Consider the following 22974-nt stretch of genomic DNA (forward strand, 5'->3'; position numbering starts at 1 on the left):
GGATAAAGGACGTGTCACGCTTGAATTTGTTACGTAAGCTTCCTGGATATAGGAATATATGGTCAATACTCAGTCTAGCGATTGTCATCTTAATTCTCATTCCCAACGTGACTATCCTATTTAATTTCTTTACTCAAAAGGCTGAAAATTGGGGTCATATCCAGGAATACATCTTGCCGGATCTCTTGAAAAATACCGGCTTACTCATCGTTTTCACAGGGTTGTTGACCATCATCATCGGCACGAGTTTAGCATGGATCATATCGGCCTATGACTTCCCTATGAAAAAGTTCTTCAAATGGGGACTGATCCTGCCACTTGCGATCCCCCCTTATATTGCAGGTTACACGTACAATGGGATCTTGAACTATACCGGGGTCATCCAAACGACATTACGGAACAACTGGGGCATTGAAGTCGATCAAGTCTATTTCAACATCCTCAATCTGCCCGGAGCAGTTTTTATATTTACTCTTTTTCTTTTTCCATATGTGTACACGATCACCAGAGCTTTTCTGGCTAACCAGTCTGCATCTCTCATTGAAAATGCCAGGCTCCTCGGCCGCTCACCAGTAGGGATCTTTTTCAAAGTGGTCCTCCCGATCTCACGTGGCGCGATTGTCGGAGGCGTGAGTCTTGTCTTGTTGGAAGTCTTAAACGACTATGGGGTCGTCCAATACTTTGGGGTACCGACGTTCAGCACCGCCATTTTCCAAACATGGTTCGGGATGAATGACCTCAATTCAGCTATCAAATTATCGGCGACACTTATGTTTATCGTTTTTGGAATTCTAATCTTAGAAAAAATCCTTCGCGGAAGAAAAAAATATGCGTCAACCACCGCCAAAGCACGCCCCCTCCAACCTACCCGTTTACTAGGCTGGAAGGCGTGGGGAGCTTTTGGATATTGTCTGTTCATTTTCTTGTTAGGTTTTCTCATCCCCGTCATCCAACTTGTCGACTGGATGGTGTTAACCTTTGAAAAGATCGCCTCTCCCGAGTTTACGACACTCATTTGGAATTCGCTTCTTGTGTCGTTCGTGGGTGCCTTGCTGATCGTTTTGTTTGCGGTAATCATTGGGAACTTCGCAAGAATGCATCAGAGTGCCTTATCGAAATCAGCAGCCAAGGTGACGATCCTAGGATATTCCATTCCGGGAGCTGTCATTGCTGTCGGAATCAGCACCGTCTTTATCGGATTAGATAACGGCCTCTCACGTTTTTATGAGGCTACTGGGTTGGAAAGCCGATTATTCTTGAGTACCAGCTTGATCATCTTAGTCTCTGCGTATATCATTCGCTTCCTTGCAATCGGGTACAATTCTATCGAAGCCGGTTTTGACAAGATCGGGAATAAGTACACGGAAGCATCCAGGATGCTTGGAATGAACCTGACACGAACTTTTTTTAAAGTCGATTTAAAGATGATCAAAGCCCCGCTCATCAGTGGGTTTCTACTTGCATTTATCGAAATCATCAAAGAATTGCCGCTTACATTGATTTTGAGACCCTTTAACTTTGGAACGCTATCGACGAATGCCTTTAAATACGCAAGTGATGAGCAAATTCACGAGGCCGCTCTTGCTTCCATCATCATTGTTGTCATCAGTGCCACTGCCGTTTTTGTTTTTCATCAAGTTTTAGAAAAGGAGTCGAATTGATATGTACGTTCAAATCAAAGATCTCTGTTTCGGATATAAAAATGCAAAGAACTTGACCATCCACCATTTCAACCTTGATATCGAACAAGGAGAGATCATCTCCATCCTTGGTGAAAGTGGCAGTGGGAAAAGTACCGTGCTCCGCCTATTGTGCGGCCTGGAAACACCCTCAAAGGGAACGATAACAATCGGCAGCCAAACCATGACGGACGAACGGACTTTTGTGCTTCCTGAAAAAAGAGGGATCGGCATGGTCTTCCAGGATTATGCTCTATTCCCTCATATGACAGTTTACGAAAATATTCAATTCGGGTTAAAGAATTGGAAAAGAAAAGAAAGAAAGATACGCGTACATGAAGTGCTTGATCTGGTCAATATGAGCAGCTATGCGAAAAGGTACCCGCACGAGTTAAGCGGTGGACAACAGCAGCGAATAGCTCTCGCCCGTTCTCTTGCACCTGAGCCTTCCCTTCTCCTATTGGATGAACCATTTAGTAATCTGGATGCTGATCTGCAAATCAAAATTAGGAGTGAACTGAAAGAGATCATCAAAGAAACAGGTACGACTTCTATTTTCGTCACTCACGACAGAGAAGACTCAAGAGCGATCGCTGATCGGATCATTACGATGAGGGATGGAGCTGCCCATGACTGGGATTCCCTTTGCACAACAACAAGGTATGAAGAAGAACAACGTCAACCGGAGCTTGTCCGACTCAAATAAAAAAGCTTGGCTGTCCCAAACGGCAGCCAAGCTTTTTTATTAGCAATCGCGTTTCCATGGAAGGCTCGTACCAAACTTTTCAGCCAGTTCCTTGGATTCTTTCCTACGATTTTTACGATGTTCGTGACGCTTTTGGGCATGATCATTCAGCCACTTTTCTTCGTCAGATTCAGGGTACACCCCTGGTACAGGCGAAGGTTCATTCTTCTCATCCACAGCTACCATGGACAAGAAAGCGGTCGTACAAACTTTTCTTTCGCCTGTCAGAAGGTTCTCGGTCGTTGCTTTGACAAACACTTCCATAGAGGTATTATGTGTCCAAGTAACAAATGCCTCTAGACAAATGGTATCTCCTTCAAAAACGGGCTGCAGGAAATCCACAGAGTCTGTAGAAGCCGTCACGACCGGTTTTCTACAATGTCTGACAGCTGCGATCGCTGCCACATCATCAATATGTGCCATCAGCTTTCCACCGAATAATGTCCCGTGACTATTGGTATCCGGAGGTAAAACGTGTGAGCTTTTAACGGTTAATGAATCGATACAAGGTTTTGCTTCCATTCTCTATTCCCTCACTTCTATATGGAATCGTTCTCTGCTTTCTATTATACCATGTTTGGTTTTTCTCAATCTTTTTGACTGAATACAATTTCGAAAATAGCTCCAGACTGGTCTGATCGATTGTACGCATGGATGTTTCCGCCACTTCGTTCAATGATTGCTCTCGATATAGCAAGCCCGAGTCCTGTTTCCCCTTCTTTTCCTTTAATGAAACGTTCAAAAAGTTGAGGAAGCAGTTCTTCAGGGATGCCAGGTCCGTCATCCATCACTTTTACTCTGTACTCGTTCTGCCCTTGTTCTGTTGTCATGATCACTGTCTTTTCTGCGTGCCTGACGGCGTTACTTACGATATTGATCATCGCCTGCAATACTCTCTCCTTGTCAACGAAAGCATGATAGCTATGAATATCTTCCGCTTTCAACTCAATGCCTTTTTCCTTAGCAAGTGGATACAACCGGTCTCGTGCTTGCATAATGATTTCAGATACTTCGGCTTGTTCAGGATTGTACACGTCTTCACTGCTGTCGAGCTTGGCTAACAAGATCATTTCATTAACGATTTTTTTCAAACGCTCTGTCTCGCTTACCATCACATTCAATCCTTTTTCGGCTGCATCCCCTTCAAACACGCCGTCTCTGATCCCTTCCGCATACCCTTGAATGGACATTAGAGGGGTTTTGAGTTCATGAGAAGCATTCTGAAAAAATTGCTTCTGGGAGTGTATGTATCTGGAAAGCTCTTCCGCCATGTGCCTGAGGCTTTGCTCTACTTCCCCGATTTCACCGGAAGCTTGCACTTTTTTCACATCAGAAAACTGACGCTTTTCGATTTTCTTCACTTCTTCTTTCAGTTTTGTAAGAGGAGTTACGAGACGCCAGGTCAATACATAACTCACGATGATAGCAAGGAATAGACCGATGATAAAGACCACAATCATGCGTGATGCAAAAACGGACTGAACCGCTTGTAAGTCATTGAGCGGAGTTGCCATCACGAGGATCTGATTCTCGTCTTTGCTCACAGGAAAGTCGTAAGCGACGTATTTTTCCCCCATCGTTTCCCAAACTTCCTGATCGATGAGTTCTTCTTCATAACGCTCCACCCAGGAAAACGCAACGACGGCGGGCATGGTGCGGAATAAAATGTCATTGCTTTCCCGGTCGAATAATACGATCGGATAATTACGGTCCTGCAAGAGTTGAGAAAGTTCAGGGCTTCTCTCAGGATCTTGATCATTAATAATATCAACAAGAAGATCTGCTCTCCCCTCTAGCTGACGTTGTTCATCTTGAATCAGCATGTCCATCAGGAGCGAATAGATAAAAAAAGCGGTGATGGACATGATGATGATGATTAACGTCGCAAAAGCGGCATTCAATTGATACAAAAGCTTCATGTACGCTTCTCCTTCAACCGATATCCGTGTCCCCAAACCGTTTCAATCGGCAGGTCCTTCATCTTTTTCCGTAACCGCTTGATCAAGTCATCAACCGCACGATCGCTCCCGTAATAATCTTCTCCCCACACTTTAATCAACAGCTCCTCCCGGGCAAAGGCGCGATTCTCTTGAGAAGCTAAAATTTTCAACATTTCAAATTCCTTTGTTGTCACTTCGACCTCTATACCCTGAAAGTAAACTTGTCTCTCCGCATCATTCAATTCAAGTTCACCGGCTACGATCGTGTCTTGTTCTTCTTCTGTGTTCGGCTTCATAGCCTGCCAGCGTTTCAAATGGCGTTTAGCCCTTGCCACTAACTCCCTGGGACTAAAAGGCTTGGTTAAATAATCGTCTCCTCCCAGTTCCAGCCCCAATATTTTATCCACCTCTTCATCTTTCGCAGATATAATAATAATCGGGACTTCTGAAGTCTGACGGATCTTCTTACAAAACTCATAGCCGTCCATTCCAGGAAGCATGATGTCGAGGACCCAAAGGTCGGGAGTCTCCTTCTGAAAGATATCCCAGGCTTTCTCAGCCGTATCAACAGCTACAACCTGATATCCTTCTTTATTTAAATACCCTTCTACGATATCTCGAATATTCGGATCATCTTCTACAAGACCAATCGTCTGGTTCATAGATGGTCTCCTCCTCTATCCACAGTGGTTTTGCTTCATTCTCTCATATTTTTCTGCATTCCTCTTACATTACACACTTTTTCCACATTTACACCAAAGTCATTCCATAACTCTGTCGTAGAATAAAAATTGTCAGAGGGAAACACCAAAGATCAACAGCGAATCTTATGAAAGGGGCGTCGTTTCTCTAATGTTTGATGAACAGAAGCGAAATGATAAGAAACAATACAAACGTTCCGGTCTAGCTTTCAGTGTTTTAGGAGCCATTGCAGCTGTTTTTCTAGTCACCACCGTTTTTCAGTGGCAAGGCATTTCAATAGATATCAATACAGAAAAGCCGACCGCACAAGCCAATGAACTGAATCTCGGGAAAAACCAGGAGGAAGTGACTCAAGCCGTCGATGAAGCTTCCGAAGCGGTCGTTGGAATCAGTAACATTCAGAATTCAGGACAGAGCGCTAAAAAAGCCGGTACAGGTTCCGGGGTCATTTATAAGGAAGAAGGCGGAAAAGCTTTTGTTGCCACCAACCATCACGTGATTGATAATGCTTCTGAACTAGAAGTCATTCTGAGTGATGGAACAAAAGTGAAAGCCGAACTAAAAGGCAGTGACCCATTAACAGACCTGGCCGTTTTACAAATAGATAGCGAACATGTGCAAAAGGTTGCTGAATTAGGTAAAGCCAGTGACGTAGAGGTCGGGCAAACAGCCATTGCCATCGGTAACCCACTAGGCATGGAGTTCGCAGGATCCGTAACCAAAGGAATAGTCAGTGGATTGAACCGTAATATTCCAGTCGATATTAACGGGGACCAGCAGCCAGATTGGCAGACGGAAGTGCTTCAAACGGATGCAGCCATCAATCCAGGTAACAGCGGAGGTGCGCTCATCAACCTGCAAGGCGAAGTCATCGGAATCAATTCTATGAAAATCGCAAAAGCAGAAGTTGAAGGCATTGGATTCTCTATTCCTATGGACGTTGCAAAACCTGTCATCGAAGACTTAGAGACTAACGGCGAAGTTGAACGTCCTTACATGGGAGTTTCCCTGCAAGACTTAAACCAAATCCCAAACCCTGTGTTACAACGTGAACTAGGGTTGCCGGAGAAAGTGACTGAAGGCGTCCTTGTCCAAGGCGTCGAAAAAGGCTCCCCTGCTGATGAAGCAGGACTCGAACAATACGATGTGATCACCGCCATCGACGGGAAAGAAATCGAGTCGCTTATCAGTTTGAGACAGTATCTCTACAACCAAGCCCAAGACGGAGATACAGCAGAGCTTGAAGTTTACCGTGACGGCCAACCAACCACCGTCCAAATCACGCTAACCTCTCAATAATTGAACAGATATGAAGAATACGTGATGAAGAAAGAATGATAAGGAGAAACGCTGATGGGGATTTTATATCTAATAGATACGATCCCCCCTCCAAATAGCTATTAAATCAAAAGATCCCCTTCAGCCTTTCTTGTGCTACAAAGGAAAACCTATACCAAACCAACCTCTCTCAAAAAAGCCCTGCGCAACCAGCGCAGGGCTTTTTAATCTATCCAACTATCTGGCAGGATTCTTGAAGACTCGATTTCGAAACTTTTGTGCTGTGGGTAGGGGCTGCGGGGAATGACTCGCTTTCCGCGGGAGCGCGGTGAGCCTCCTCAGGCTAACGCCTTGCGGGGTCTCACCCTGCACTTTTTTCCCGCAGGAGTCTCGCCATTCCCCTCCGCCCCTTTGCCTTGGAAGATTCTCGAAATCACTTCTGGAACAATCAGCTTGAATGACTGAGGAGACTGAGGGAAGTGGATTATATAACCTCTCCTCAAGCAGGCATTCAGTATTTATAAGCTTGATACAGAGCGCTTTATGCCTGCCTTTGGAGGGGAAATGGGAGACCCTTCCTCTAGGTATAGGGGTTCGTTTCTCCTTACTATGAAAGGGGTGGTTGGGAAGCTGCGAGACTCCCGCGGGAATGGATTGGCTGGCGAGACCCCACAGGACGAAGTCCGAGGAGGCTTGCCGTCATCCCCGCAGGAAAGCGAGTTGCTTCCCAACCACCCCTAACACCCAACACGGCAAACGAACCCCAGGAACATCTCGAAACTGAGTCTTCCACAAACGGGAGCTTTTCTTGACAACTAGGGTGATTATAGGATTGGTGATAGTAGTCTTGAGATGGCTTCTTTGAAGCGGATCCATTTTGTTCTGGATTGATAGAGCTGAAATGTAAGCTCTGTCGACTCGGCAATGTCTTCATGGAAGCGGTCTGCTAAGGACTGCGCAACCTCCGGGTGGTACAAAAAGGCGTTCACTTCAAAGTTCAGCCGGAAGCTTCGGACATCAATGTTGGCTGTACCGACAGATGCAATCTTGCCATCCACAACAATTGTCTTGGCATGCAAGAAGCCTTTTTGATATACATAAATGCTGGCCCCTGCTTTTAACATATCCCCAATGTTTGAATAGGTTGCCCAATACACGAATGGGTGGTCCGGCTTGTTCGGAATCATGAGTCTCACGTCTACCCCTGACAGGACCGCTACGCGGAGCGCGTCAAGCAAGCTGTCATCAGGGATGAAGTATGGGGTTTGAATGTACACATACTTTTTAGCTGAAAGAATCATTTTTAAATAGCCATGCTTAATTTGTTCCCACTCTGAATCTGGACCACTGGAGACGATTTGCATGCCGACATCGCCTTTTGGCTTAGCTTGATAATACCTCTGCTCATAGACGATATCTCTACTTGACGCATGGTTCCAATCGAGGATGAAGCGTGTCTGCATGTTGTTCACCGCTTCTCCTTCCACTCGTAAATGGGTATCCCGCCAATAACCGAAGCGTTTATTAAAGCCCAGGTATTCGTCGCCAATATTGAAACCACCGATATACCCGATTTCACCGTCGATAATCGCAAGTTTTCTATGGTTGCGGTAGTTGATTTTCATATTCACTTTCGGAATAAGGGAAGGGAAAAACGACTCCACTTGAACTCCAGCTTCTTTCAAGCTCCGTTTATAGGAACGCTTCAATAATCTTGAACCCATGTCATCATATAAGAGCTTTACTTCCACACCTTCCCTTGCTTTCCTTTTCAATACATTTGCAAGGCGCTCCCCCAAGTTATCGTCCCTTAAAATATAATAGAGCAGGTGAATATGGTTTTCTGCTTTTTCAAGATCTTCAATAAGTGAATGAAACTTTTTCTGACCATCTGTAAAGATTTCCACTTCGTTATTTTGCGATAATAGCGCATCATTGTTTTTCAGATGCATATAGATTAGATCTTCGTATGGAAGGATATCTTCATGGTGGACTTTCAATTCATTGTTTTTAATGGCTGTTAATTGTTCCTGAACAGCCGCAAGTAGTCCGAGACGGCTTTTTTTGTCCCAGGTGAAAATTTCTTTATTGCTGAGTCGGCGTCCGAAAATTAAATAAAGAAGGAAACCTGCGACAGGAATAAAGAGCAAAACCATCAACCAGGCCCATGTCGCACTGGCATCTCTTCGTTCAAGGAAGATGATGGCTAAAGCAAGCAATACGTTCAAGGTAAGAATGATACTCACAAAAATCGGCAGGATGTTCAACGCGGCCACCTTCCTTTTTCTAACAAGAAATGATGATCTAAATATATCATATTCCTTCTCTCCATTGATGACGACAAGCCTGAAACTTTGTCGTAGAATGAAAAAGTAAAAAGAGATAAGCCCTCCTCTCAGAACGCCTATCTCTTTTCAAGATATCACTGTTATTTCGTCAACAATATACCTACTTCATCCAATGCCAATTCTGCCTCATCCAGGGCTTCCTGACTGTCGGCAGCGATTGTATGGGTGTGGATGCCACCGGTCAATTCGAGTAAATAAGAAGCTTTGGTACTGTTTACTTTCTCGATGAACTTTTTCACATCTCTGCGATTTGAAATTCTGAGTCTCGCCGTTAGGTCACCATAAATCGGGTGTTCGACAACGACATCCTGGACATGTACACCATGGTCGACCAGAATATTGAGTTCTTGTTCTGTCTCGTCCCCTTGGTGCTGACATACAATCGTCCGTTGAAACGGCAATTCTTCTTTTCCATCCATCATGTACATGTACCCTTGACTCGTGGCGACAATCGGCTCATTTTTTGCTTTCAACAGGGAGACATCACCGACAATGACTTGACGGGTCACATTCATTTCCTCTGCAAGAGAACTTCCTGTAACCGGAGCACCTTTTTGTTTTAATAAAGCGAGAATATACTCTCTTCGTTCGTTCGCTTTCATTTTCTTTGAAGATTGACTCATAGACATGACCCCTTCGTGCAATTTACATAAAATCATCTTACCATAATATACAAGCTTTCAGAAAGTGTCCCCAATCATCAGTCATACGCATAACCTTTTAAGTCCCACTTCTCAATGGAGAAAGTGGTGGATCCTAACGAGGTAAAGAGAATATGTTCTTCATCCACTTGAGGATAAATCCTTGAAGTAAATACTTCCTCCCCACCATTGATGAATATTTCCAGCGAAGAATGATCGATGAATAGCCGAAGGTTCTTCAACCCTTCATCCAACCTCACTCGACGAAACTCTGTTTTTGACCGGTCTTCTAAATGGGGCCTCGATAAGGTGACAACATGATCTTTATAACTGAAAGAGGCATATTGGAAAAGTTCGATGGCGAACATATCATCCAACGTTTCAAAGTCGAGATTCAATTCGATCGATCTCCCCTGTACCCCTCTCACTGCTTTCTGATCATTTTCAATGGTTATTGAGGAGTGCATTAAAACGGGGCCCCGCATCGATGCAAGTTCCGGAACAGGCGTTTGAATGATCCTTTCTCCATCCCATTTCAATTCACGTGGAATCGTCAAGCAATGAATCCACCCATTTTCAACAGTCGGGTGTGCTTGTTCATATTGATCCGGTACACCCATCCAGCCGACCAGCAACCTTCTTCCCTTCTCATCCCTTGTTGTTTGTGGTGCATAAAATTCGAACCCTCGATCCAACTCACGAAAATCTCCATGATGGAACGTTCCGTCCGTTTCGTTCCATTGCCCAGCAAAATAACCGCTCTGGTATGTATTCGCAAAGTCCATCCCATCTGCCTCAAGCCCCTGGGGACAGACCATCAATACATCCGTACCATCAAGCCCGAATAAATCGGGACACTCCCACATGTAACCAAATTCTCCAAGCTCCCCTTCATTACTCCCAGCGATGGGCCCTACGTGTTCCCATGTATAAAGGTCCGTCGAACGGAACAACACTGCTTTCCCCTGCTTGTCTTCCGTTTGAGCTCCAACCACCATGTACCATTGGTCGTCCTTTTTCCATACTTTCGGGTCTCTAAAATGACCCGTATACCCTTTTGGAGTTTCAATGACGATACCTTGTTTCTCAAAATGAATGCCGTCTCGAGAAACAGCAAGGCATTGGTATTCGGCCTCCGGGCCATCTTCTCCATCAACATTCCCTGTATAGAAAAGGTGCAGTTGATCATCATGAACAACTGCGCTCCCTGAATAAACGCCGTCCTTGTCATACCAGTCGGATGGGGTCAAAGAGACAGTTTCATGTTTCCAACTTACAAGATCCTTGGACGTGTAATGGCCCCAGAATTTTGCACCATGAGTTGTGTCGAAAGGCATCCATTGATAAAAGAGATGATACGTCCCTTTCCATTGTATGAATCCATTCGGGTCGTTCATCAACCCGACAGGCGGCATATGATGGTAATTCTGACGATACGCATCCGCTTCAACCGTTTGTTTATGATCTTGTATTTCTTTATCTACTTTTTTGCGCAAATCTGAATCAAATTCAGCCATAACGTTTCCTCCTCTTTTCTTATGTACCAATCCTTCTCTAACTTTCTTCTTGCCCCATTATAAAACATCCCACAGTAGTCCGCCATGAAAGCTCCCTATACACGGAGACTCCTTTTCCAGAAGTTTTTTTGGAGATAGATGTTCGGTAAACGATGCTTTCCCTGCAGCCCTTCACTCACACACTAGTACTGAAACAGCGCCTTGCCCAGCATTTCATCCGTAGAAAAGCCTGAAGTACTGCTGTACCTCAGGCTTTGCGCGTTGGATTATTTCGTTTTCAATGTTGCAATGGTAGATTCGCCGGCATTGGCGCCATCACTATAGGATGGGTCAAAGTTTTCAACGACATCATCATAGTTTGTAATGACCACTGGCGTGATGGTGCTCTTCGCTTTTTCTTTGACAAGATCCATGTCAAACGTAATCAAATGATCGCCTGCACTCACTTTATCCCCTGTTTTGACATGACCTTCAAAGCCTTCGCCTTCCATAGAAACTGTTTCAAGTCCAATGTGTACAAGAACTTCAACACCTGACTTTGTTTTTATTCCTATGGCATGATTGGTAGGGAAAAGTTGGACAATTTCTCCGGAAACCGGACTCACTACTTTTCCATCTGTTGGTTCAATAGCTACGCCGTCCCCCATCATTCGTTGGCTGAATACAGGGTCGTCTACTTCATCTAAAGGAACTACTTTCCCATTTACAGGGGCAACAATCTGCTCCTCCACACTTTTGTTGTTTCCAAATAGTTTTTTTAACATAACTCCATCGTCCCTTCTATCTTTTTTTGAGTTTCATGCTTCCTCTTCTATTTTTCCTCACACTGGTATTACTTTTCCCCATGTGAGGATGGATAAACACATAGAAGCTCTCGATTGTTGAAGACTTTGTTTAGTGACTTCTACAATCCCAGCCTATCGTTCAACCACTGTTTATGTAAATAAAAAAGAACTCCATGCCTTTGCCATAGAGCTCTTGAATGTGCTTATGATCTTACGCTTCCTTCAGAGCCTGCTCGAGGTCTTCCCAAAGATCTTCCATGGATTCGAGACCTGCAGATAGGCGGATGAGGGTGTCACCGATGCCCATTTCCTGTCTTTTTTCTTCCGGGACGACGGCGTGGGTCATGGTAGCTGGATGTTGAATCAGTGTCTCAGCATCACCAAGGCTGACTGCAATTTGAATCAGCTTTAACCGGTCCATGAATTGCTGCGCTTCTTTTTTGCCCCCCTCGATTTCAAAAGCCAGCACGCCTCCGCCTGTTCTCATCTGCTTTCCAACGATGTTGGCGTGCACATTTTCCTCCATCCCTGGATAATACACTTGTTTAACTTTTGGATGATCCTCCAGTCTTTCTGCCAGGTGATGAGCGTTCATGCTGTGACGATCCATACGGACATGGAGGGTTTTCAATCCTCTGAGTAAAAGCCAGGCATCAAATGGAGAAAGAACGCCTCCGATATCTTTTTGTTGGGCCATGGCCAAGTCATCCATAAACCCTTTTCTCCCTACCACAAGACCTGCAATGACATCACCATGTCCACCGATGTATTTGGTCGCACTATGCAAGACAATATCACACCCTAGGTCCAACGGGCGCTGAAGATATGGGGTGCAGAAAGTGTTATCGACAACTACAGGAATTTCATGTTCTTTTGCCACTCGTGCTACCATAGCCAGATCGATGATCTTCATGGTTGGATTGATTGGTGTTTCAATAAAAATACACCGCGTTTCAGGGGTGATTTTCGCCCTTACATCTTCCTCTGTTTCCATATAGCTAAAGTCATGGGTAATCGCATATTTTTCTTCAAACATTTGCAATAAGCCATAAGTACAGCCATACAGACCGTTGGAGCATAGGACATGATCACCCGCTTTGGTCAAGGCAATTAAAACGGCAGATACAGCTGCCATCCCTGAAGCGAAAGCCAGACCACGCTCTCCTCCCTCAAGAGTAGCGATGCGATCTTCTAAGGTTCGGACGGTCGGGTTTCCGAGCCTTGTATAAATGTATCCTTCTTCTTCTCCGGCAAACCTTCTTTCTCCTTCAGCCGCAGAGGAAAAAGAAAAAGTCGAGGTTTGAAAGATTGGTGTCGTCAAGCTCCCGTTATATTTCTCTGTTTTTTCATGATTATGAATCATGGCTGTTTCGATCCGCTTCTCTTTGTTTTTCAAAACGGTCTTCCCCCTTCATTTTGTAAGCGCTTTCAGTTAATTTTAACAAAAGAAGGAGGAAAAGACCTCCTTCTTAACTACTATATTCTATCCTATGCTCAGTGTTCGAACGAACCTTTCTTCCATGCAACAGGATGTAAAGCCCTACAGCCCCGAACACAATAAAGGAACTGTTGAAATATAGAGAGGAAAATCCGATCCCCGTCGCGATCGCTCCTACGATATAGGATCCCACTCCAATCCCTATGTCAAAAATGGTAAAGAAGGTGGCTGTAGCTGATCCCGCTCTTTCTGGAGCTTTTTTCAAAGCAATGGTCTGCAAACTTGGGACGAGTGTACCCCATCCTAGTCCAATCAATCCTCCAGCCAGCAATAAAACAAAAGAGGTATGAGCAAAACTTAAAACTAGCAGACCTGTACCAAAGATAAGAATCGATGGAATAACGATGACATTTTCTCCATACTGATCAAACCATCTGCCGGTAAACGGACGAGAGACTAACAACACAAGAGCAAAGACAACGAAGAAATAACTAGCTGCCGCAGCAAGACCGAGCTGACTTGCATAGACGGAAACAAACGATAATACCCCTGCATACGGTACCGCCATGACGGCACTGGTCAATGCAATGGGGATCACCGGCCTCTCCAGAAGGTTATGCATGCTTGGTACAAATCTTTTTTTTGCAGTTCCAGCCAGCGGCTCTATGCGAATCACAAGTCCTGTAAGTAAAGCCATGGCGGCTAGGATTGCACAAACGAAGAACATCACGTTAAAACCCGTACTCTGAATCAATGTGAGACCTAGGAAAGGACCGATGACCATCGCAAAATTCATCGACATAGCAAAATATCCGAGCCCTTCTCCTTTCCTCTGATCCGGGACAACGTCTGCGACAATGGCCCCTAAAGCTGTTGTCCCCATTCCGAAACCGACACCTTGGATAAACCGAATGATCAAGACGGATGAAAAAGAATCAAACCATAGATAGAGAAAGGAACTGCACGAAAAAATGCTTAAAGCAATGATTACGACCGGCTTTCTGCCAAAGGATTCCACCCACTGCCCGGAAAGAGGACGGATGAGAATCGCGGCAATTAAAAAGACGGTAATAATCAAGCCCGCTTCCCCTTCAGCCACTCCGATGGACTCAATCGTATAGATCGGCATCGTAACGAACAGGAGATAAAAGACCAAAAACACGAGAAAATTGCTCGCACATACATTGACAAAGCTAGTCGTCCATAACCGAGGCTCTCTTTCCATCAGAATCTCCCCCTTTTCTCTACCATCGTCCAGTAAAGCTTTTCCACTATCGGTTCCCTTCGCTCTCGGAAGCGTTCAGGGTCCACACATCCCGACAATTGGTGAAAGTGGTTAAAAATGAAACGCATGATGTCTACTCCTTTTCATCCAGGTAACAGGATCCATAAAAAAAGGCTCCCTTCACGAGAGCATCTTAAAGAGGTTACCTGATATCTTCATGTCAGCTATTTTCGTACGGTCTCAGTGAAATGTTCATGATAGAGCTGTTCGGACCACGCTATGGCTTGACCGTATACCTCAAATACTTCCGAATAAGATAATCCCCATTTGGCCAAATGGTTTTCCAACCACTCAAAATCTGCTTTTTCCATCGCCACAGCCAAATCCAACACAAGCCGGTAGGTGTTCTGATACCCCTCAAACGCTTTCTTAATTTCTTCATCAAGGGGTAACGACCCAATCACTTCATGCGCAGGACGTTGGGTGATGACATCGATCAGCGATATGAATCCTGTCAGGAAATAGCCATCCGCTTTTTTTCCAGCTCTTATCCTTACAGCCATCTGTTCACACAATTTGGCACGAACGAGACTTGTTTTGATGACAAGCTGGGACTGTGTCGAAGTGCCAGCTGTCGTTTGTTCAATCGATAAAACGTACAGCCACTTTTTCAATCCTTCTGTGCCTAACAGCATAACAGCTTGCCTGATCGATTGAATCGGTACTCTCGTCCGTTGTTGAGACGAGTTGATCAATCGCAGCAATTTATAGGTAAGGGCTAAATCCTGTTCCATAATTTCCGTTACTTTCTCAATATTAATTTCGTCATCAGAAGCCGCGAGTTCTTTGATCATTTGAAGATAGTTGGATGAGAGAAATGGAATATCCATCCCTTTCACAATCACTGGCTTGCTGAAGTAGAAACCCTGGAAGAGAGTAAAACCCTCCTCTATACACCGTTGATGTTCTTCATGGGTCTCCACTTTTTCAGCTAACAGCGTCACCCCATACTCTTCTCCTAATTGAATGATCTGTGCCCGGTTTTCGTCTGTTACTTCCCGAATGTCCACTTTTAATATGTCCACATAATGAAGGAGTTCGTATAATGCCGGACGCTCAATATCAATGACATCATCGAGAGCAATTAAATACCCCTTCTTTTTCAAAGTTCTGCACACTCTGATGAGGTCGAGACTGAAGGAGACATGCTCAAGGATTTCGACGACCAGCTGTTCGGAATTGAAGTATTCAGGCACTTGTTCAAGCAGGAGATCTTCAGTGAAATTAATAAAACACGGCTTATTGTGTGATAAACGCTCTAAGCCAATCGTAACAAAGCTATTCATCAAAACTTCTGAAGTCGCCTGACTCCCATCCATTGGGACAAACCGATTTTCTTCGCTGTTTCGGTACAGTAGTTCATAGGCATACACTTCATTTTCGACTGTCAAAATCGGCTGCCGTGCCACGAATACTTCCATCCTGCTTACCACCTTCACGCGTTTCTTCCCATCTTGTTCAAGTATACTACAAAGCATAAATGTTGTTAATTTTTCAATGGCTAAATACATGAAACTCCCAGAGCGGGAAAGACTGAGAGAAACGAGTCAGGAGGGAAGATATGGAACATCACGAGAAATGGACTCAACCAGAACCTTTATGGCGAGAGAATATGTCTTTACCGACTTATGAGGCTATGAAAGAAGATACAGCGACAGAAGTAGCAGTTGTCGGTGGTGGAATCACTGGTATAACGACCGCTTACCTTCTAGCACAAGCAGGAAAGAAAGTGACCCTTATCGAAGCGGACGAATTGTTGAACGGCACAACAGGTCATACGACCGCAAAAGTAACTGCGCAGCACGGGTTGATCTATCACGAATTGCTGAAACATTTTGGTGAGGAAGAAGCTTCGTTATATTACCAGGCGCAAATGAGTGCTTTACAAACCATGGAAGAATGGGTGGATAAATATCAAATTGATTGCAATTGGGTGAAAGAAGACGCTTATCTCTTCGCTACTACGAAAAAAGGCGCACACAAACTGGAGAATGAGTATGAGGCTTATCAAAAGCTGGGCATCCCAGGCGGAACGATGGACGCTTTACCCTTTGACATAGAAGCTACAAAAGCGCTCAGCATGAAAAATCAGGCCCGATTTCATCCGCTTAAATACTTAGCTGCGCTCATTGAAGAGTTCATCACATTGGGCGGGGAAATATTCGAACATACGAAAGCGACGGATGTGAAAGAAAAAGATCGCATAGAAATTCAAACAGGAGACGGTCACACGCTTACTTGTGAGAAGTTGGTATCATGCAGCCACTTCCCTTTTTATGATGGAAAAGGGTTTTATTTCAGCCGCATGTACGCCGAGCGATCCTATCTCCTCGCTATTGAGCCGGAGAAAGAAGTACCCGAAGGCATGTATTTGTCCATCGATGAACCGAAGCGGTCGATTCGAACGGCAGAATATAACGGCAAACCTGTACTCTTGATTGGCGGTGAGAGCCATAAGACCGGACAGGGTGTCGACACGTCCTTCCATTACAACGCCCTGGAGGAATTCGCTGCCCAGACTTTTGGTATTAAAAATAAATGGTTCCAGTGGTCAGCTCAGGACTTAACCACGTTAGATAAAGTCCCATACATCGGCCCAATTACCCGAAACAATGATAGGGTATTTATCGCAACAGGTTTTAGGAAATGGGGTATGACCAACGGGACATTGGCAGCCAAATTAATTTGTGACTATGTTCTTGGTGAAAAATCTCTGTTTCATGAATTATTCAAACCTACGCGCTTTAAGTCCGACCCAAGCATGAAGCAATTTTTGTCCCAGAATTTCGATGTAGCCGTTCATCTAGTCGAAGGAAAACTTGAGCTTGTCGAGGACCGGCCGACCTCCCTCAAAAAAGGAGAAGGTATGGTCGTTCAGTGGCGCGGAGAAAGAGCAGGTGCCTACAGAGATGATGATGACAAACTGCATGTACTGGACACGACCTGCACACATATGGGATGTGAAGTGGAATGGAATAGTGGGGAACATACGTGGGATTGTCCATGTCATGGGTCACGCTTTTCCTATGACGGTGCTGTGATGGAAGGTCCCGCCGACAAGCCGCTTATGAAGATTGCTTTGGAAGAGTCCCAGGATGTCCCTCCACCGATTGAAATAAACAACCAAGAAGAACGCGGCGAACAACCTTAACATGCATGGCCCGATTGCGGGTCATGCATTTTTTAAGCTTCCCCTTTCAAACGGTGATATAATGAAGCAGATTGAAAAAATATCCCGACACACGAAAGGGTTCTCACCATGATTCATGAACAAAAACTCGGCATCCTTTATACTGCTGGAGCTTACATCTTGTGGGGGATTCTCCCTGTTTACTGGAAACTGATTCAAGAGATTCCTGCCTTTGAAATCCTTGCACACCGAATTGTATGGTCCTTCATTTTTATGGGACTTGTCATTCTGATCGCAAAGAAACACCAGCCCTTTATCCAGGAATGCCGCCAAATCATGAAAAATAAAAAACAGTTGATCGGCATCACCCTCGCTTCCATCACGATCAGCATCAATTGGGTCACGTATATCATTGCCGTGAACACAGACCACGTTGTAGAAGCAAGCCTCGGCTACTACATCAATCCGCTTGTCAGTATTTTACTTGGGATGATTGTATTAAAAGAGCAATTTTCAAAAGCCCAATGGCTCGCTTTCTTGCTTGCTGCACTCGGGGTTCTCTATATGACCATCAATTTCGGGTCCGTTCCGTGGCTTGCTTTGCTGCTTGCCTTCAGCTTTGGATCGTACGGCCTTTTGAAAAAGCTCGTCCCACTGAACGCCATGTTCGGTTTGACTATTGAAACGTTGATTGTCACACCCATTGCCATGATTTTTCTCTTTCAACAACAGGCAGGCCAATGGTCGACCATAGACTTTTGGTCATGGACGACCGTCATCGTTTTCGGAGCCGGAATTGTCACAGCGATTCCCCTCCTCCTTTTCTCGGCAGGAGCAAAAAGAATCCCACTATCGATGGTAGGGTTCCTTCAGTATTTCGCTCCCACCATCATGCTGATCATCGGCATTTTCCTGTATGATGAGCCATTTACAGATGTTCATGCCGTATCCTTCACCCTCATATGGGCAGGCCTTGCGGTTTATACTATTACGAGAGTGAAACGACTCAAAAAATACGAAGCGAAAGCCAGTTAAAAAGGTGGGGCGGCATACGTGCCGCCCCACCTTTATCTCGATTTCTTTTTCCTTTTGACGTGAAAGGTCATCCCCGAATGATTCCCCTTCCGTTTTTCTACTAAAGTGTACATGTTGCTAAACTATCACCAACTCAAGTAGGCTGCTGCATCTTTCCCGGAGAGGTATGCACTTTCAAATCGCGTTCGACCCGCTTCATCGTTCAGCCTCAGGAATGCATCGCCGGCCACAACGAGACGTCCATCTCCGGAGAGATCGACATAAGGCTGCCTCATCACTTTTTTCGCCTGGGCGTATCTCCATCGTTTTAATTGTTCGGACTCGAGCTGCTTCCAATTCAAATAGCCCGCTGCTTTTTCTTTGATTAAAGACATCACGTAATCTTCACCATAATGTTTACGTGACCAGTCTGCTTCCATATAAACGCTTACAATCGGATCATCTGATATCCCCTTTTTCTGATGATCGACCATCCGTTCCATCCCTTCAGGCAGGCCGACATCTACATGGCCATCTTCCGGCAATTCCGTCTCACCTTTGAATTCAAAAATGCCTACATAGGTCGGCTCAAAGTAGATGTCCTTCAGTTGTTTCAACTCGACTTCATCCACCTCTACTTCACTCTTTTTCAAAAGTTCAATGATTTGTGGGGCGGGCATCGTCAGCAGGACTTTATCCGATTGCCATTCCTTCCCGTCTTCACTATAAAGACGGTACCCTCCCTCTACTTCAAGCAGTTTGACTACTTTCGTATGTAGGGAAGTGGGAAGATCTGAGGCTAACTCTTTTGCCAGACCGTTCATCCCCTGAACGGCGGTGTAGCGAGGGTATTTATCTCCAAACCATTGTTTAATCCATCCTTGATCGAGCCATCCCTTCACCTCTTCTTCCAATTCATCCGTTCTTACAGTGAAGAATTGCGCGCCGTGATCGGCTCGGCCATCTGCTACTCTTCTCGTAGCTAGTCGACCACCGACACTTTTACTTTTATCTGTTAACAATAGGTTGCTTCTTCCTTGTTTCTTTAATCTACGCGCAGCTGTTATACCGGCCAGTCCAGCACCTACGATCGTAATTTCATAATGTTCCATGCAAACCCCTCCATTCAACGATTTTTAGTCCATTCCCACTGCCATATAAATAAAAACGGTAAACTTTTTACAAATATTTAGAAAAAAAGAACACCCTCGTTATGTGAGGATGTTCTTATTCTACCAAAATTTATCTCGTAGTTTGTGTCTTTTTCTGTCTACGGAACTTCATTAACGTTTCGTACGCAAGAGGCACGATGAGTAGTGTTAGCAGCGTAGAGCTTGCTAACCCTCCGATCACCGTAACACCAAGACCTTTACTGATGATCGAACCACCTTCAAATCCAAGCGCAAGTGGAAGCAGGGCTCCGATCGTAGCCAGAGCTGTCATCAGAATCGGACGGAGTCTGGTCATTCCAGCATCCAGTAAAGCTTCGCGTGTAGAGAAGCCTTCTTTTTCTTTATAAATGACACGGTCGATGAGCACGATGGCATTGGTTACAACAATTCCAATCAACATCAATGCCCCGATCATAGCCGAGATACTAAGCGTTTCTCCACTGATCAATAATCCAAGCACCGCTCCGATAATGGTAAACGGCAAGGAGAATAGAATCGCAAGTGGCGCCAGTCCCCCGCCAAAGAACACGACGAGAATGAGATACACAATGGCAATGGCTGCAAGCATGGCTAAACCTAATTGGGAGAAGGATTCATTAATGTCCTCCGCTACCCCACCTTGTGTAATTTCAACTCCAGAAGGCGTTTTAATTTCCTGTACTTTTTCATTGACTTCTTGTGAAACGGCACCTACATCATCTACCGTTATCTCTGCGGTGACACTGGCATAAACACGCTCATTCCTCCGTGTAATCGTATCAGCTGTCGTTCCCTCTTCGACCTCGACTAGGTCGCTGATTGCGACCGTCTGACCTGTTGGGGACGTGATTTCTTTTCCTGTTAAACCTTCAATTCCAGTAATCTCTTCTTTTTCTACCTCGAGATAGACATTCAGTTCTTCTCCATCCCGCTCTATCGTTGTAATAACGGGTTGTTGACGATTCTGTCCGAGCTCCATCCCGATTTGTGCAGCCGTCAATCCTAATTCACTGAGACGCTCATGGTCCGCTACGAGCGTGTATTCCTCATAGGATTCAGAGAGACTGGAATCTACATTTCTCAAATTCTCTTCTTCTGAAAGCAGCGCTTCAACTTCGGCAACCACAGGCTTGATCTCTTCTGTGTCATTTCCGTACACACGTAGTTCCAAGCCGCTGCTAGATCCAGCGCCGGAGAAATCTTGACTCATCCATTCTCCCTGTTCTGCCTGCTCATTCAAACCGTCAATGACGCGTTGCGTTTCTTCTGAGAATTCTTCCGTATCATCGGCATATTCCACATAGAACATCGCCTGATTGGAAGCCCCTGGATTCATTGGATTTTCACCGCCGACAGAATATTGGACGGTCTCTACTCCATCTCGTTCCATAAAGAATTGCTGTGCATCTTCAGCCATACGTTCCACATCTTCTGACGTCTGTCCAGGAGCCGGGCTGAAAGTAGCGACAACCATCTTCTGCTCTTGTTCAGGAAGAAAACTTGTTCCCACAAATGGGAGAAGTGCAATACTTCCAACTAGAACTAAGACGGCAATGATACTCGATATGATTTTATGATTCAATGTCCTGTTCAGGACCTTTTTGTAAAAGAGAGCAAGTTTTCCTGCTCCTTCTTCATGTGTACGCCCTTTTATTTTCGACTCTTTTAAAAGAGAATGGGATAGCATCGGCACAATGGTAACAGCCACGAGTAAAGAGGCTAACAAGGCGAAAACAACCGTTAATGCAAACGGCAGGAATATCTGACCGACTGTACCTTCCACAAGACCCAGCGGTAGGAACACAGCGATTGTTACAAGCGTCGAAGAAAGGATCGGCATGAACATTTCTTTCGTCGATTCGCGGATCAACGCTTTCCCTTTCAGCTTTTCCTCAGCTAATGACATCCGCCTGTATATGTTCTCCACAACGACAATCGAGTCATCCACCACACGTCCAATCGCAACCGTCATGGCTCCGAGGGTCATGATATTCAACGTGATCTCCATCCAATTTAAAAATAGAATGGCAATCAGTAAGGATAGTGGAATGGAAATCACCGAAATGAGCGTCGTCTTGATGTTGCGTAAGAACAATAAGATGACAAGGACAGCGAAAATCCCACCAAACAACGCTTTGTTTAGCATCGTACTGACTGACTCTTCAATCGGTTCACCCTGGTCAAAGGAGTACACAAACTCTACCCCATTCAGTTCTTCTTTAAAAGATTCTGTTTCTGCTTTAACGAGGTTCACGACATCAACCGTATTCGCTTCTTGTGATTTGACAATCTGCAGAGAAATGGAATCTTCCCCATTGGTACGGGAGATGGATTCAGCTTCTCCAACAACCTCCACAGCAGCAATTTCGTCTAAGGTAACGGTCGGAATGCCATCCAAAGCCGGCATGTCACCTGTCGCTTGCCCCTGTCCCTGAGATCCTTGCTGCGCTTCGGAAGGAACTTGATCTGCGCCTTGTGAAGGCATTTGCTGACCCGAAGGAGCACCTCCTGCAGAAGGAATAGCTGGAATCTGCAAATCTCTCAGTTGTTCCACACTTGTAAGGTTGCCATCGAAGACAACAGACTTTTGCGTGTCGTCAAACGTATACAAGCCTAACGGGAATGATACATTAGATCCTTGAATGAAACGTTTAATGGTTTCTTGATCGAGCCCACGTTCCTTCAATGCACCTTCATCCAAATCAATCTGAACTTCTTCAAGCTGCTGCCCGGAAACTTGAACATCCGCAACACCTTCAAGCCCCTCAAGAGCAGGAACAATCTCTTCTTCCACTGTTGTCGTCAATTGTTCAAGAGACCCATCTCCGTTAATGGCACTTAAACTCACAACAGGAAAGGCATTAAAGTTCAGACGTGAAACGGAAGGGTCTTGTGCCCCCTCCGGTAAAGTCACTTGATCGACAGCTTCTTGCAATTCATCCTCTGCTTCATCTAAACTTTTATCAAAGCTATATTCTAACTGTAGCGATGAAGCATTTTGAAACGAGGAAGAACTGACCGTTTTTACCCCACTTAAATTGCTCATTTGCTTTTCAAGTGGCTCAGATACTTGATTGGCCACTTCTTCTGGAGTAGCCCCCGGATATGTTGTTGTCACCGTAATGATTGGCGGCTCGATATCCGGAATCGTTTCAAGCTTCATATTCAACCCTGCATATAACCCTGCAGCGGTAATGAGAATGGTCATAAGCCATATCGCAAATTTGTTATTCATCGAAAAGTCGATGATCCGTTTCATATTCAACTCTCCCCTTTTATTGACCGATTAGTCACAACACCTTAAAATATAAATGACCAACT

Annotated in this window: 17 protein-coding genes; 5 read left to right on the forward strand and 12 right to left on the reverse strand. The window is 44.9% G+C overall.

Annotation, left to right across the window (positions count from 1 at the left end):
- Nucleotides 1-20: 20 nt before the first annotated feature.
- A complete protein-coding gene (locus ACXACN_RS13225) occupies nucleotides 21-1661 on the forward strand; it encodes an ABC transporter permease (protein ID WP_474965031.1) in 1641 nt (546 codons plus the stop codon).
- A gap of 1 nt (nucleotide 1662) precedes the next feature.
- Nucleotides 1663-2385, forward strand: a complete 723-nt coding sequence (locus tag ACXACN_RS13230; protein WP_474965033.1) for an ABC transporter ATP-binding protein — start codon at nucleotides 1663-1665, stop codon at nucleotides 2383-2385.
- A 39-nt stretch (nucleotides 2386-2424) separates the two neighbouring features.
- On the opposite strand, the gene ACXACN_RS13235 is transcribed toward ACXACN_RS13230, so the two are convergent.
- From ACXACN_RS13235 to ACXACN_RS13245, 3 genes are all read right to left on the reverse strand, one after another.
- Nucleotides 2425-2946 carry an acyl-CoA thioesterase gene (locus ACXACN_RS13235; RefSeq protein ID WP_474965034.1) on the reverse strand — a complete coding sequence of 174 codons (522 nt, stop codon included), beginning with the start codon at nucleotides 2944-2946 and terminating at the stop codon, nucleotides 2425-2427.
- Nucleotides 2947-3011: 65 nt separating this feature from the next.
- Complete coding sequence (locus ACXACN_RS13240; RefSeq protein WP_474965036.1) at nucleotides 3012-4343, reverse strand: sensor histidine kinase; 1332 nt, start codon at nucleotides 4341-4343, stop codon at nucleotides 3012-3014.
- Complete coding sequence (locus ACXACN_RS13245; protein ID WP_474965037.1) at nucleotides 4340-5026, reverse strand: response regulator transcription factor; 687 nt, start codon at nucleotides 5024-5026, stop codon at nucleotides 4340-4342. The genes ACXACN_RS13240 and ACXACN_RS13245 overlap by 4 nt, the downstream gene beginning before the upstream one ends.
- Before the next feature lie 190 nt (nucleotides 5027-5216).
- On the opposite strand from ACXACN_RS13245, the gene ACXACN_RS13250 reads away from it, so the two are divergent.
- Nucleotides 5217-6365 (forward strand): S1C family serine protease, encoded by a 1149-nt coding sequence (locus ACXACN_RS13250; protein ID WP_474965039.1) that lies wholly within the window; start codon nucleotides 5217-5219, stop codon nucleotides 6363-6365.
- An 803-nt stretch (nucleotides 6366-7168) separates the two neighbouring features.
- Here the strand turns inward: ACXACN_RS13250 and cls are convergent.
- From cls to ACXACN_RS13285, 7 genes are all read right to left on the reverse strand, one after another.
- On the reverse strand, nucleotides 7169-8611 hold the full coding sequence (gene cls, locus ACXACN_RS13255) for a cardiolipin synthase (protein WP_474965040.1): 1443 nt from the start codon (nucleotides 8609-8611) through the stop codon (nucleotides 7169-7171).
- Between the two features lie 161 nt (nucleotides 8612-8772).
- On the reverse strand, nucleotides 8773-9315 hold the full coding sequence (locus ACXACN_RS13260) for a 3H domain-containing protein (RefSeq protein ID WP_474965041.1): 543 nt from the start codon (nucleotides 9313-9315) through the stop codon (nucleotides 8773-8775).
- 77 nt (nucleotides 9316-9392) lie between these two features.
- On the reverse strand, nucleotides 9393-10850 hold the full coding sequence (locus ACXACN_RS13265; protein ID WP_474965043.1) for a glycoside hydrolase family 32 protein: 1458 nt from the start codon (nucleotides 10848-10850) through the stop codon (nucleotides 9393-9395).
- A 266-nt stretch (nucleotides 10851-11116) separates the two neighbouring features.
- Nucleotides 11117-11614: a PTS sugar transporter subunit IIA gene (locus tag ACXACN_RS13270; protein WP_474965044.1), complete on the reverse strand. Its 498-nt coding sequence runs from the start codon at nucleotides 11612-11614 to the stop codon at nucleotides 11117-11119.
- Nucleotides 11615-11846: 232 nt separating this feature from the next.
- Nucleotides 11847-13031 carry a methionine gamma-lyase gene (gene megL / locus ACXACN_RS13275; protein WP_474965046.1) on the reverse strand — a complete coding sequence of 395 codons (1185 nt, stop codon included), beginning with the start codon at nucleotides 13029-13031 and terminating at the stop codon, nucleotides 11847-11849.
- Between the two features lie 73 nt (nucleotides 13032-13104).
- The gene (locus ACXACN_RS13280) at nucleotides 13105-14298 is read right to left on the reverse strand and encodes an MFS transporter (RefSeq protein WP_474965048.1); all 1194 of its coding nucleotides are present in this window, start codon (nucleotides 14296-14298) and stop codon (nucleotides 13105-13107) included.
- A 224-nt stretch (nucleotides 14299-14522) separates the two neighbouring features.
- Nucleotides 14523-15779, reverse strand: a complete 1257-nt coding sequence (locus ACXACN_RS13285) for an EAL and HDOD domain-containing protein (RefSeq protein WP_474965050.1) — start codon at nucleotides 15777-15779, stop codon at nucleotides 14523-14525.
- 140 nt (nucleotides 15780-15919) lie between these two features.
- Between ACXACN_RS13285 and ACXACN_RS13290 the strand changes: the two genes are divergently transcribed.
- Both ACXACN_RS13290 and rarD read left to right on the forward strand, forming a co-directional pair.
- Entirely contained in the window at nucleotides 15920-17509 is a 1590-nt protein-coding gene (locus ACXACN_RS13290; RefSeq protein ID WP_474965052.1) for an FAD-dependent oxidoreductase, read from the forward strand.
- Between the two features lie 108 nt (nucleotides 17510-17617).
- Nucleotides 17618-18523, forward strand: a complete 906-nt coding sequence (rarD, locus tag ACXACN_RS13295; RefSeq protein ID WP_474965054.1) for an EamA family transporter RarD — start codon at nucleotides 17618-17620, stop codon at nucleotides 18521-18523.
- Between the two features lie 125 nt (nucleotides 18524-18648).
- Here rarD and ACXACN_RS13300 read toward each other — a convergent pair whose 3' ends face one another.
- Complete coding sequence (locus tag ACXACN_RS13300) at nucleotides 18649-19614, reverse strand: NAD(P)/FAD-dependent oxidoreductase (protein WP_474965056.1); 966 nt, start codon at nucleotides 19612-19614, stop codon at nucleotides 18649-18651.
- Between the two features lie 130 nt (nucleotides 19615-19744).
- Nucleotides 19745-22912, reverse strand: coding sequence for an efflux RND transporter permease subunit (locus ACXACN_RS13305; RefSeq protein WP_474965058.1), 3168 nt, complete (start codon nucleotides 22910-22912; stop codon nucleotides 19745-19747).
- Between the last annotated feature and the right edge of the window lie 62 nt (nucleotides 22913-22974).

It is taken from the genome of Halobacillus sp. AWM4_238 (assembly GCF_056158265.1).